The sequence below is a fragment of the Paenibacillus artemisiicola genome (genome assembly GCF_017652985.1).
Lineage (GTDB): Bacteria > Bacillota > Bacilli > Paenibacillales > Paenibacillaceae > Paenibacillus_Z > Paenibacillus_Z artemisiicola.
On record NZ_JAGGDJ010000001.1, the window covers coordinates 657,659 to 671,282 of the forward strand.

10 protein-coding genes and 1 pseudogene are annotated in these 13,624 nt (G+C 51.3%); 3 read left to right on the plus strand and 8 right to left on the minus strand.

The genetic code is table 11. From position 1 onward, the window contains the following. The first annotated feature begins 218 nt into the window (after window positions 1-218). Window positions 219-836 carry a hypothetical protein gene (locus tag I8J29_RS02940; protein ID WP_208846114.1) on the plus strand — a complete coding sequence of 206 codons (618 nt, stop codon included), beginning with the start codon at window positions 219-221 and terminating at the stop codon, window positions 834-836. Window positions 837-1,234: 398 nt separating this feature from the next. Here I8J29_RS02940 and I8J29_RS02945 read toward each other — a convergent pair. The 4 genes and pseudogenes from I8J29_RS02945 to I8J29_RS02960 all read right to left on the minus strand — a co-directional run bounded on the left by I8J29_RS02945 (window position 1,235) and on the right by I8J29_RS02960 (window position 3,818). Next, window positions 1,235-2,206 (minus strand): annotated as a pseudogene (locus tag I8J29_RS02945) (NAD(P)H-binding protein). 54 nt (window positions 2,207-2,260) lie between these two features. After that, on the minus strand, window positions 2,261-2,479 hold the full coding sequence (locus tag I8J29_RS02950) for a multicopper oxidase domain-containing protein (RefSeq protein ID WP_338113016.1): 219 nt from the start codon (window positions 2,477-2,479) through the stop codon (window positions 2,261-2,263). A gap of 51 nt (window positions 2,480-2,530) precedes the next feature. Next, window positions 2,531-3,049, minus strand: a complete 519-nt coding sequence (locus I8J29_RS02955) for an SRPBCC family protein (protein WP_208846116.1) — start codon at window positions 3,047-3,049, stop codon at window positions 2,531-2,533. Between the two features lie 247 nt (window positions 3,050-3,296). Continuing rightward, window positions 3,297-3,818, minus strand: a complete 522-nt coding sequence (locus I8J29_RS02960; protein ID WP_208846117.1) for a TetR/AcrR family transcriptional regulator — start codon at window positions 3,816-3,818, stop codon at window positions 3,297-3,299. Window positions 3,819-4,090: 272 nt separating this feature from the next. Here I8J29_RS02960 and I8J29_RS02965 point away from each other — a divergent pair, with 272 nt between their 5' ends. Then, window positions 4,091-4,726, plus strand: a complete 636-nt coding sequence (locus I8J29_RS02965) for a peptide-methionine (S)-S-oxide reductase MsrA (RefSeq protein ID WP_240545832.1) — start codon at window positions 4,091-4,093, stop codon at window positions 4,724-4,726. 525 nt (window positions 4,727-5,251) lie between these two features. After that, complete coding sequence (locus I8J29_RS02970; RefSeq protein ID WP_208846121.1) at window positions 5,252-6,925, plus strand: metallophosphoesterase family protein; 1,674 nt, start codon at window positions 5,252-5,254, stop codon at window positions 6,923-6,925. 271 nt (window positions 6,926-7,196) lie between these two features. Here the strand turns inward: I8J29_RS02970 and I8J29_RS02975 are convergent, their stop codons facing one another. The 4 genes from I8J29_RS02975 to I8J29_RS02990 form a co-directional block, all read right to left on the minus strand. Next, window positions 7,197-9,749 (minus strand): glycoside hydrolase family 97 N-terminal domain-containing protein, encoded by a 2,553-nt coding sequence (locus tag I8J29_RS02975; protein WP_208846123.1) that lies wholly within the window; start codon window positions 9,747-9,749, stop codon window positions 7,197-7,199. Window positions 9,750-9,908: 159 nt separating this feature from the next. After that, window positions 9,909-11,564: an extracellular solute-binding protein gene (locus tag I8J29_RS02980; protein WP_208846125.1), complete on the minus strand. Its 1,656-nt coding sequence runs from the start codon at window positions 11,562-11,564 to the stop codon at window positions 9,909-9,911. A gap of 101 nt (window positions 11,565-11,665) precedes the next feature. Further along, window positions 11,666-12,607: a carbohydrate ABC transporter permease gene (locus I8J29_RS02985; protein WP_208846127.1), complete on the minus strand. Its 942-nt coding sequence runs from the start codon at window positions 12,605-12,607 to the stop codon at window positions 11,666-11,668. Window positions 12,608-12,637: 30 nt separating this feature from the next. Further along, the gene (locus tag I8J29_RS02990) at window positions 12,638-13,573 is read right to left on the minus strand and encodes an ABC transporter permease (protein WP_208846129.1); all 936 of its coding nucleotides are present in this window, start codon (window positions 13,571-13,573) and stop codon (window positions 12,638-12,640) included. Between the last annotated feature and the right edge of the window lie 51 nt (window positions 13,574-13,624).

A 13,624-nucleotide genomic window follows, 5' to 3' on the forward strand; every position in this document is an offset into this window, starting at 1 on the left:
TATGTATCCTGCACATACAGTAATTAACTTGCTTTCCGAAGATACGATGTGAGATTTGATTCTGGGGGGAATATTAAACGTTTCCCCGATTTGATATTGCTCGAGCTCGATCTGTCTTTTAAACCGCTGCTAGGCGATGACGATGTCGCCTACCGTACCGTTCATCTTCGTTTGTTGATGTGGAACAGTAGGTTTCAAAAAGCGAAGGGAGGATTCAATTGATAATCAAGGGAACCGTTCTTGTCTTTATTAATACATCACGTAGTGATAAGGAGTTATTCTTGAATGGGTGTGCTCAAGGCGGGAGTCGCCTTCTTGCAATCGATAACGGGACTTCTGCGTTATTTCGAAGGAGAAACATACAAAAACGTGTAACGATCTTGACTGTAGAGGATTGTCCGGGCGAACAAGACAATAATTTCTTGGAGGTCAGTCCAGCAACTGCAGAAATGTTTCAATTAAGAAATGAATTTCTGTATTTTCTCGAATTTAACGACATCACGAACGTTTTGGCCATAAGTCTTAGAAGGACTCGAACTACCGCGACATTTGGAATTGAAGAAGTTAACGAACTACGAAATGATACGCTGTTAGTCACTTTCGACACGTTCGTCCAGCTAAACTTACCGGCTAATAATACGATACTAACCGTCACTAGGGCCGGTAAAATTAAAAAGCTCAGATTGCAAGTAGTCTCTAGTGAAATTGAAGGTGCGGGATTTGAAACCAGTCCTCAAACGGCAACCTTTTTGGGCTTTATTACCGGTAATAGGTACATTCTAAGGTTTAATCAAGTGACCAATGTACTCGAGATTCGTAGTGTAGGTGCGAAATAGAACATTTATTGCATGAAGAAACCAACTCTGCGTAAGTCGGTTTCTTTTTGCATATCCGTAAAATAGTTCGTAACGCGCCATGAGCCGATTCCAGTACTGCCCAATAGCAGTACAAAAAAAGCCTAGAGTACTCACACCTTTTACAGGTGTCCTCGTCTTATTCATGTCTGTTCACCCCCTACGTGTTCCAAGGCCGTTCATGAATCGGCAGTCCAAACATTTCACGTCCAGTAAACAGAAAGGTGCTCTACATGAAGGCGTGTCTGGCCGGCATAATCTGCCTATTCCTCAGTAACGGCTGCTGGGATGTATCATTCGGACGGAGCCACCCGTGATGACACGAACTTGATGTCATTCATGACAAGAACATTTATCATAGTGCTGGCCGTGAGGTCATTTCAATAGACGGACGATGATTTGCCCTTCTGCAACGCTTTGATCGTGGAGTCAATTCCCTTCTGGAACGGCGTGGCCACGACCGGACCGACGAACCGTTCGTACTTGTCGCGGCTTAGCGTCAGCGGTTCTTCGGTTAAGTAAAGCATTTCCACGACCTCTTTCATGACGGGCAGGCCGATTCCGAGCAGGGATAAGCCTACCTTCTTCAACGAAATGACCGGCTTGACGCTGCCGCTTGCCGCTTGCGCGATCTTCACGATATTCCGCCCGGCGATTAACCCGGACCCCGGAATATTCCAATTCTGCTCGTAGGCGAAGTCCTTGCCGGCCAACTCGACGATCATGGCCGCCGCGTCCGGTCAATAGATAAACTCGCGGGGCGTACGCATGTTGCCGATATAGAACGCCATCTTGCCGGCAGCGACCGCTTCCAGCGTCGAGCCCAAATACGAGGCTTCGTTGGCCGTAGGCCCGTAATAATCGGGCAGCCGGGCAATCAGCACCTTGGCCTTGTTCCACCGTTTGCTGAACAGCATCCGTTCATAATCCAATCGAACTTTACCCTTGCGCGTATGCGGCTGTTTGGGATGCTCCTCGGTTACCAAATCGGCTTGTCTCCTGCCGTAAGGGTAAATGCCGTCGATCGCGACGACTCGGACGGCCATCCGCTCCGCGGCTTCCATTACCGATTCGCCCAACGGAATCAGCTTGCTCGCCATTTCGTGGTAAGGTACGTTCGCGCAATGGAACCATACGTCCGCGCCGTTTGCTTGAGTAACGATATCGTCGGGCCGCATCGCATCCCCTACCGCAAGCGTCAAATGCGCGGGATGGCCTAGCCGAGCGGCGAACTGCTCCAATTTCTGACGGGAACGCCCGAACGCTATCGTATCGATCCCTCGTCTCACCAGTTCCTCCGTAATCGCGGCTCCCGTTCCGCCGGTTGCTCCAATTACCATCGCCTTCATCATAGTCATTTCGTCACGTCTCCTTCAATTTTTCTCAGCTCGTGTATGCTGATCACCTTACGGATTCTCGGATTTGGTTTTACAGGCCGGGAAGACTGCCTGACTTGGTGCCTGCCTGGTACGGCGTCGTGACACCTCGTAATTGAGCATCATGCTCATGCCCATCGAGGCATGCATGAGATTGTGGCCATGAGCCATCCAGAGGCACGGATTGTTAGCTTCCCAATACAGCTCGTCAATCTCGCCTTTCCTCGTTAAGAGCGAATCTAGATACACCGGCCTGCCTATTGTTGTTCTTTGCCGGATCGCACAAGAAGCGTTATTGGATCAGTTAGCCGCCTCGGCTGTTGTCTTGAGCACGGCGAGCCAGGCTTCAAGCGAGGATGCGAGTGCTGCCCGCATGCCATCGGGGTCGGCTGCCACGGGTGGTCCGTCCCAAGACTCCGTGGTATGTACGAGGACTCCTGTAGGCGTGGGCGTTATGCTCCACACGTGAATACCCTCGATTCCTAACGCCGGACCCCCCCATACAATTCTCCGCTTCGGGACGACCTCGCGGATGGTGGAGGCAATCTTCAGCCCGTGAGTCTCCCAGCGGAACACGCTTCCGACCGCGACCGGACCGGATAGCTGCGCGTCAGAGATGTCTTTCTGCCAAGTCGGCCACTGCTCGATGTCCGTCTGGATTTTCCATACAATTTCTGGAGCAGCTTCGATTTCAATGGAAAGGTCGACGATGACCGGCGCTTCCCGGTCGACATCGACCGTGCTCACCTGTAAATTGAATTCCTTCCTAATCTCGGATCCCGTCCGGTTGCTTGCTTCAAATCCCATCGATTTTCCCATCTTCCTCTACCTCGATTCGTTTGATTGAATTTCTGTTAGTGATTGATCAATCACTAATAGTTACAGAAGGATGTTCGCCTCACCGTTGCGGGGGCGGCTCCTGCCCTTGTTACCTGTATCGTATAAAAAGGCCTTGATCGCTTCGCTTATTCAATTCCGAGCATTGTAATTGATCAATCACTAACTGTTGTATTCACTATAACGAATCGTTAGTGATTGGTCAATAACTAATTTAAAAATCTGCCGCTCATCCCTCCATTAATTCGGGCAGATTAATCGCAACGGCCACGTTGCACAGCACTCCGCGTGCGAGGAACAGCATCGCTCGTTCTTCGGCATTCTCTATGCCCGCATCGCGAAACGCCGCAAGAACCATATCGCGGATTTCCTTATATGCGTTGCGCATCGTTTGCCGGATGGCATCCTCTCGAATGGTCTGAGCCTGCATCTGCAGGAGCATCTCGTTCTGGTACATCGCCTGAATGTTCACGTACTCCTGAACAAGCTTCGTTTCCAGCCATTCAGGCGGAGTCGTCTCCATCACCTTGCGGAACGATTCGATAACCCGGTTCCAAGATGCCTCCAGTGCGGCTAACAGGAGCGCTTCTTTGGTCGCGAAAAATCGGAATACATAAGGCTGCGAGATGCTCGCTCGTTCGGCTACCTGCGCAGTCGTAGCCCGAAAATAGCCGACTTCGGCGAACACTTCGATCGCTGAAGAAATGATATCCGATTTGCGATTTACCGAAGTTGCTTCGATTTTATCCAACGTTGTTCTCCTCCCGTCTCAAAGTGATTGATCAATTAATAAAAACAGTATACATAGGCTGCCGCGACAATGCAACCGTCTGGCGGTTGCTTACCGACTTCTACATGCTTCGAATATGTACGTTCTACTGCTGGACATAATAACCAAGGTTGTCTTACCCTGAAATATGAAGAGAGCTGAATATACGATCTTTATCGATTGAAGGTGCGTGCTTTCCTGGCTCATTCGCGATAAGATTGCGGCAATAGCTATAGGTTAACGGAGGTGGCTTGATGAATGACAATAACATGGACACCGTGACGCTTGGCATGGGCTGTTTTTGGAGTCCTGACGCTTTGTTCGGACAAATGCGAGGAATCATCAGAACCCGCGTTGGCTATGCCGGAGGAACCCTGGATCAACCTACTTACCGGCAGCTTGGAGATCATACGGAAACGGTCGAAATGGATTATGATACCCGGATCCTTTCATTGGAGAACGTCCTGGATGTATTTTGGAGTAACCACAATCCTTTCAATATTAACGATTATAAAGGCCGTCAGTATCAATCCTTGGTTTTGTATCGTGGCCAAATTCAGCTAAACGTAATCCATGGAGTCATGAAAATACGAGAAGAAGAAGGAAAAGGAAAGCCTGACACCGAGATTGCTCCCTTTAACCGTTTCTACCCTGCTGAGGATCGACATCAAAAATATTATTTAAAACGCTATCCTAGCGCAATCGAAGAGCTGAGCAAGCTTTTTCCGTCCCCTCAAGAACTGACGAATGCAACCTTGGCGGCAAGGCTGAACGGTTTGGCCAAAGGGTATACCAATCTGCGTACCATCCTAGACGAAATCCGTACATGGCCGATCAGCGAGGAGGAAAAAGGAAACTTGCTCCATCTTATCCAAAGAATCAGATGGTGATTGAGCACACTTTCTTATTCCACTTAGCATAATTCTGTCCGTTAGCGCAACGACGGTTGCCGATTGATCTGAAGTCGGCCGCCGTCGCGTCGTATCATGATGGAAAACAAAGCCTCTTTTCTAAGCCTGTCATCTCCCCTGCTATTACACGTAGTAATCCCTCGGTCAACTCCGAGCTCCATTCACCCCCAAATACTTTCCTGGCCATTGGATAGGCCCCTTTGCTCATTTCAATTGTGAGTTTTATTTGCATTTCTCCCAACCCCCAAGTTTCAATAAGCATAACGGTCCCTTTACTCTCTACCAATACTCCTTCTAGCGAGTCACAGTTCAAGGAAGCGGACTGTTTCATAATGTTTCCGGTGTGCCCCCCCTTTGGAGTATCAATTTGTAAGAATTTTACTAATAAGAGACATAGATTTGATGTGGAATTAATGTTGAAGGTTCTATATTTACTGAAGAAGCTTGACCAATCTCTAGCAAGTCAAAGCTCAGTAATTTAAATGTTAATGAGGAGGAATAAGTATGAGACAAATCCGCAAGAAAGGGTGCATCCTTGCCGCTACCGGCATCGTCACCGTTACGCTCCTCGCTCCCGGAGCAGCGCTCGCCACGGCAGCGGCGGCCCCGCCGCACCCGACCGCAGGGCACGGCCACTCCGCCCATCCCGCGCAGCAGACCATCTGGCGCGGCGACTTCGACAGCTCCGGCTCCGCCTGGACCGTCGAGACCGCCGGCGGCGCCGCCGCTTGGCTTGGTTGGACGTTCACGCCACGAGACGACTGGTTCGCCTCCGCCGAACCGAAGAACATCGGCTGTGATGCGGACGTTGATCAGCCGCTCGACATCGGCTGCTTCCTCGACGAGCGCAACCGGTTCTCTCGCGCGCGCGGCACGATCGCCGTGGCCGACAACGGGATCGCGGCCGCGAACGGAGCCGTCATTGACAACGCGCACCCCGTCTCCACCGCGCTGATCAGCCCGAGCGTCTCCGTCGAGGGCCGCGACGCCGTCGAACTCGTCTTCGCTTCGCACTACAAGCAGGCGCACAAGGCTGTCGCGCGGGTCACCGTATCGTTCGACGGCGGCGAGACGCAGGAGATCCTGCGCTATTCCGGTGCGCGCATTAGCGACAATGGCGGCGGCGACGTGCTCTCCGCTCAGGAGGTCATTCCGGTGGATGTCCCCGCCAGGGCAAAGTCCGCCGTGTTCCGCTTCGAGTACACCAGCAATAAGCCCGAGCTGTATTGGGCACTGGACGACGTGCTTGTGCGCACGCCGCTCGCCCCGCTGGCTCCGAATGCGAAGGGCACGACACTGCAGGTGTTCAGCGACATCCAGGGCGAGGGTCTCCCCTACCTCGACGCCGCCCTCGATCTGCTGCACCGCGAAGCCCCGAAGGCGCCAGCCGCGCTAGTGGTCGGCGACATCATCAGCGGCCCGAAGGAGAACGGCCAAGATGCGCAGCTCGCCGAGTACAAGGAGGTAAGCGACATATTCGCCAAGCACAAGATGCCGCCGGTGTACCCCGCGATCGGAAACCACGATACGCGCAGCTCCGTGCTCAGCCTCGGCCAGCAGATCGACAATTTCATCGCCTGGGGCAACCAGTGGGGTGCCAAGATCGACAATACCTACTACGAGAAGGTGATCGACGGCATCCCCTTGATCGCGCTTGGCGTTGAGGCCGGTACCACGGCCGCTGAAGGCGGGGTCAGCGAGAAGCAGGTCAAGTTTTTGAAGGACCGTCTCGCGTACTGGAAGACGCAGGGTAAGCAGGTCATCGTAATGGGCCACTACCCGTTTGAGTGGTCGGTCTCCGGCACCTACAGCAGCTTTTACCAGAACAGCAGCCGCGTCCAGGTGCTGGAGGACATCATCGGCCAGTACTCCAACGTCGTATACATCAGCGGCCACTCGCACTGGTCGCCGTACCTGCGCGACTGGTCGGGTCGCCCGGTGACCCAAGGCGGCGACCCCGACGGCTACGCTGCGTTCAACACGGGCGCACTAGCGATGGAGTTCGGTCCAAACCCGATTAACCCGTGGGATGAGGATTCGATGACCGACCGACCGGAATCGCCGACGGTAATGACCATCACTAAGTACGACGACCGGATGATCGTGCGCGACTTCGACGTCCTGACCGGGGAGAAGATCCAGGAGCTGACCGTAGCGAACCCGCTCTCAGCAGACTGACACCTACCTTGGAATCCCAACGCCCCGTCTCGCCCTTACCGGGCGGGGCGAGGTGTTATCGCGAGGGCGGTCAGAGCCCAGTGAGCCACGCGTAACGATTCCTCCTGCATGAAGCCGCCGATTGACAAAGATCCTTCATGGGGTCAATCCGCCTGGTTCAAAAGGAGCAACGTTAGGAACTCGCCGCGCTCATGATCGCGGGGAAAAGCAAACCGCTCCCGACAAGGAGCGGCTGCTAGAACGCTGCAAAATGTTCAACTGAGTCCGTTCTTTATTCATCTGCCGTAATCGCAAAGCCGTAAATGTGGACTGCCCGGCCTAGATCATTGTATAGACGCAATGTATTGCTGCCCGCTTGCATCCGGATGCGGATTTCGCGCTGATCCTTGATATCCCAAGTCGGGAAGCCCCAGCCTGCCGTATTGTGCATATTCGTTCTGTACGTGTCGGCTCCTCCGTTCACTTCTACGCAGAGGTCTCTGCTTTCCCCTGCGCAGTAATCGAAGCGCATTAAATAGTAACCATCCTTAGGCAGCATAATGTCGTCAAACTTCAGCTCGCCTCCGTTACCAAGACCAGTAGCCTTCGCTTCGCCTGACGCATCCAGCACAAACTCTGCGCCGCCGCTCAGGCTGCCTTTCCCGACAGGAATATACCATTCTTTCCGCGGTTTGTTATCGATAATATGGATTCTTTCCAAAGCGGGCACCGCTCCTGCCATACGTTCGATGAGCAAAGCGCTCTCGCCGCCGGCGAAGGGAAATACCACGTCTTTGGCAAGGAATATTTTATTCGAGCCGCTTTGCGGCATTTCCAGTTCCACCTTGTTGATTCCGTCGCTTACGCCCAGTGTCCAAGGCTCCTTTGCTGCATAGAAAAGCCTGATTGTTTGAGGTTCGGCAGTCGTTTTTACGGCGAAAACAACACTGCCATTCAGCAATACGGCTTCCTGTTCATTTTCATAAACCACGGGCTCGCTTCCTTGCCGCGTTCGTGCCGCTATCGCCATATATTCCGTTCTTGCTTCGCTCATATAGCCGGAGGCAATGCCTTTCGGCAATGGCAAAATCGCTTTCGCGATATAAAGGCCGGCACCGCCGCTTTTCAGAAGCGGAAGTTCGATTACATCCGCGGAGGTCACTTTGCCGCGCTTAACTTTCATCATTTCGCCGCTGGAGTCATCCTCGTAAATCTCGGCCTCGAACTCGCCTTCGGGCAGGAAATCCATGTTCAGACGCACGATCATCGCTTCGTTCGTGATGCAGCCAATCAACCATTCTTCTTGGGAGCGGCGTAAAATGGCGGCATGATGACCGGGAAATCCGGACAGCACTTTGACTTCATCGTAGACGGGCTTCATGCGGCGCAGGAAATCCGTCCCTCTCCACGCTTCCAAATAATAAATGGAAGCGGCGACGTGCGAAGCGCCTGATTCAAACACAACCGAAAGCGCCATTTGATGCGCTAACGTCGTATTGCGGTTTTTGTTCGAAAATCCGGTCGGCGTATAATCCATCGGCCCGACCACATTGCGCGTGAACGGAACCGTACAATTGTGTCGTGCGTCCGGCAAACCGCTCCACATATAATGTTCAAGCCCCAAAATCCCTTCCGCCGTCAGAAAATTCGGCCATGTGCGTCCTTCGCCCATGCATTTGGTCGCCCCATGGAAATTAATCATCAACCGATGCTCGGTCATGATATCGGCAATCATCTCGTATTGCCGCATCGTGTGCTGTGAATCGTTCTGGAAGAAGTCCACCTTGAGACCGTCTACCCCGCAGCCGGCCCAGAGCGGAATTTTCTCCCTTGCCTTTTCAGGCGTATCGATGTACTGCATGGCGCTCCACAGCCATACGACAATCCCTTTCGAATGGGCATAATCGCACAACTCTTTCAGCCACGTCATATCCCAGTCCGCATCCACGGTGAGTCCTTCGAAACCGATCCCTGCCGCAAAATCCACGTAACGTTTTTGCTCCGTGTATAGCTGCGCGCTATTCATATCCTCCCACCAACCCCATAAGCAACGCCCCGGTTTAATCCAGCTTGTGTCTTCGATTACGGAAGGCGGATTCAAGTTATAGTGGATTGTCGTGTTCACCAATTCGTTTAGATCGTCCGTCGCCACGATGACGCGCCAAGGAGAGGCGAACGGCAGCTTGCAGGAGAGCGGCTTTCCCAGTTCTTCCGGGGCGAACTCCAGAGACATGCCGCGGCCTCCGGCTCCGCGCAAGTGACAAGAACAATAGCTGCCGTTCGTGTTATACACCTGCGCTTCCGTAATCATGACCCAAGCGCCATTGTCGGCGTGAAACAAGCTTGGCATTCCATAGTCCCTGCCCGCTTTGTCTTCCCATCCGCTACGGTCGTACGTCGCTTCATAGCTGCTATTCAAATGCTGCAACCACAAATCGTCGTAGGTCTCCGCCAAAATAAAATCGGTTGCTTCGCGCAAGACTAGCATAGGTTTTTCTACATCGGAGCGTACTTGATAGCGGAAAGCAGCACCGTCTTCATAAGCACGAGTGCACAGTACGAACGTATACGCTCCGCACTCAAACGTTAACGTCATCTCATTCGCATAATTCGCATAAACGTCCTTTTTTCCCGCCGGTAGCGAATACGTCTCGTCGACAACGGCACGGGCTTCCTTGATAAAACGAAAAGCCTTCGTGAAATTTTCCAAATCGCTTTCGAACCCGAGCTTGCTTTGCTCGATGACCGCTATGCCATTGCGTTCGACGGCATACCGTAACGCTTTCTCAGAATCTTCAAAAATCGTTAGGCAGACGGCATGATTCGGCGAATAAAGTTTCCACATAGATACAATCTCCTGTATGCTCGTATTTTGTCATTTCATGCAACTGGCATATTCATCATTGAAAAGAGCACCGCGGGTCTTCACAATACACGGGGCAGAGTACGCCTTGCCGCACCCTGCCCCGTAATAAAACCGATGCTCTTCGGTATTGCGAAATGTTTATTTGCTCTCGGCGGCCTTGTACAATTCCAAACGGGCCTTATAGTTATTCGAGTAAATATCTTCGATTTTCACAGCATTGTTCGCATCGATTTCGGCAATCATCTTTTTATACATGCCATCGATTTCATCATTTGATTTTGCATACGCCATCGCGGAAAAGCCGCTGTCCATCATATCCTTGATTTTTTGCTCGCTCAAGGCGTCAGGCGTGCCGCTCTTTGGACCGAGATCATCATAAAGCGCGGTATCCCAAGCGGAGCCTGCCATGGATTTCAATGCATGTTGATTCACGTTATCTCTGTTGTAACGGAACATTAAGTCATAAGGCGTGCCGTCTTCGCCCAATCCATTGCGAATCATCCAGGTCCATTTGCGCGCGCCCGTCGTTTTCGAGAATTCCGCCCAATCCTTGCTGATGGCATCCAACGCTTCCTGTGTCGGTACATGAACGCCGTTCTCCATCTTCCAGTTCATGCCTTCTTTGCCCCACATCAGCAAATATTGGCCTTCTTCGCTGGCCAGGAAGTCCAAGAATTTGATCGTTTCTTCCGGATGCTTATTCGCTACCGTAATCCCGACGCCGTCCCAACCCAGAGAGCTGCGAGGCCCGTAGGTTGTCTTGGTCGGATCAACGCCCGGAGCCGTTACTTTAAACGCGTAGAACAGATGATTCGTATCCTTGCCGTATTGCGCGCGAAATGCATTGTTGGCTTCGTTCATGATACCGCCGCCCGTTGCGAATACACGTCCGCTGGCCGATTTCTGTTCGAAGTTTTGCGCTTTATTGATCCCCCATTCGCGGTCGAGCAAGCCTTCCGTATACAGCTGGTTAATGAATTTGATCATTTCCAAGTAACGCGGATCTCTGACGATGAATTCCAAACGGCCATCATGCTCATAATACGTTTTCATCCCGTACATCGCCTTGAATGAACCGACGATGGCGGGCATTTGATCGGCGTTCACGGTCATCGGTATGGAAGGTTTTCCGTCTACATCGGGATATTTCTCTTTGAACTTTCTCAGCAGATCCAGAAATTCATCCTGCGTGAAGGAATCCCCCGCCTTGGCGCGTTCTCCGTATCCGAACTCTTCCAGGACATCCATCCGCATATTGATTGCCCAGTTCGGATCCGGATCCAACCCGTACCAGTTGTTCAAATAATAATTCTTGCCATCCTCGTATACGCTTTTGGAAAGCACGTCGCCATAGCGCTTCTTGATATTCGGAGCATACTTGTCAATTAGATCGTTCAGCGGAATCAAAGCTCCGCCGGCAATGTATTTGTTCAAGGTAGCTTCGCGCCTGTCAATCAGGGCAATATCGGGCAAATCCCCGCTGACCAGCATCAAATTCAGTTTTTCGTCCGGATTGCCGGTGGGCTGTTGAATCTCGATAAACACGCCCGTGCGTTCCGTGATCTCCTTGGCTACGGGGTTCGTAAACGGATCGCCCACGTTTTTGTCGAACAACGTCAACGTTATGGGTTTCTTCGGCGTTTCTTTTACCGGTTCGCTCGCTGCTTCGTTCGCTGGTTTGTTTGATTTTTCGGCTTCGAATGCGGAATTAACCGCATTTTTGTTTCCGGTGTTGCAAGCGCTCAAGAGCATCACGCTTGCAATAACCCCTGCCAAGATGAGTCTTTTTTTCATTGAGATCCCCCTCATGGAATGAAATAGCCATTATTTTGCCACATTCCGAACGGACCAAGCTTCGGAAAGATGGAGAAAATACGTTCGATGCTTCGTAACGCTCAGCCTTTCACGGATCCGATAAGCATTCCTTTTAGGAAATATTTTTGCAGCAAGGGATATAAAAAAATGATCGGCAGCGTGGCTACCATGGTCACGGCCATACGGATCGTCTCGCTGGAAACCGGCATTTTCCGCTGTTCATTGGCAAGCTGCTGCGCTTCGTTCAACATATCGTTCGTCTGGTACTGATTCAGAATTTTCACCAACACGGCCGACAGCGTTTTCAAAGAAGCGGCGTAGGTATAAATATAAGAGTCGTACCAGGCATTCCAATGGCTAATGGCCGAAAACAAGGCGATGGTCGCCATCACCGGCGTGCACACGGGCAGAATGACTTTCAGAAAAATCTGAATATCGTTTGCGCCTTCCATTTGCGCCGCCTCTTCCATTTCTTTGGGCAAGCCCTCCATGTAGGTGCGAACCAATATCATCCAAAAGACGCTGATCACTCCGGGGAAAATGAATACCCAAAAGCTGTCGATGAGATGCAAGCTGCGCACGATCATATAGGTGGGAATCAACCCGCCGCCGAAATACATCGTAAAGATAAAAAACAAGTTGATTCCGCGCCAGCCCACGAGTTCTCTTTTACTAAGCGCATAAGCCAGCATCGAAATACAAGCCAGCGTAAGCGGTACGCCAACGATCGTTCGACCGACCGTCACCAGGATGGAATTCAGAATTTCCGAATCCTTCAGAACGGTTTTGTAACTTTCCAGGCTGAATTCATTCGGCCACAGCATGAATTGTCCATACGCAGGGTCGGACGCATCGTTCAGGGATAACACGAAAATATGCCAGAACGGGAAAAACGTAATGATAAACAAGCAGATCAAGGATCCATAAACGCATGCATTTCCCGTAATTGTTGCCAGGGTATGTCGTTGTAACCGATTACTTATTGCGGTAGACTTGCTAACCCGCGCAACTTCGTTTTCCATGCTCTAACTCCTTCCAGCTGCATAACCGGCTTAGAACAGACGCGTTCCGCTCATTTTTTTCGATAAATTGTTGACCGCTATCACCAAAATAAACGCTACGACCGATTTGAACATACTGACGGCAGTCGCAAACGAGAACATCCCATTCTGAATGCCATACCGGAACGCATAGGTATCGATCACGTCGGAATACGACCTGTTCAGCGAATTACCCAGCAAAAAGTATTGATCGAAGCCGGTATTCAGCAGGTTGCCGATGTTCAAAATCAGAAGAATCATAATCGTCGGCCGCAGCATCGGCAGTAAAACATGCCAGATTTGCTTCATACGGCCGGCGCCGTCCACTTTTGCCGCTTCAAATAGCTCCGTCGGAATGGCTGCGATGGCCGCCAAATACATGATGGAGTTATACCCCATTTCTTTCCATGCATTCGATAGGGCAATGACGATCCAAAACAGCTTTCCTTCCTGCATAAACAAAACGCCTTGTTCGACGAAGCCGAGTTTGATCAACAATTGATTTACGGGCCCTTCAGCCGACAAAAAAGTAATCACGATGCTCGCGGCAACCACCCATGAAATAAAAAACGGCAAATAGGATGCTGTTTGTACCGTCCGTTTGAACCAATTTATTCTGACTTCGTTCAACGTAATGGCAATCACAATCGGAACCGCAAATCCGATGGACAGCGTTAACACGCTCGAAACCAACGTATTGCGCATCACCCGTACAAAATCTTGCCCGGAGAAGAAGTATTCGAACCACTGGACTCCCACGAACTTCGCTTTAAACAAAGAGCCCCAGAAATCGCCCAAGGCAGGTTTGTAATCGATAAACGCCATGTACAAACCAGCCATGGGCGCATAAGCGAACAATACGGCCCATACTACTCCCGGAATCAAAAGCAAAAATAAATAGCGCTGCCGAAGCATTCTTCTTAAGGTGGGATAAACATCGCGTTCCATTCGCCCGACTCCTCATATCCATATTAGGTTCATGAGTTCATCTTAGGGTAT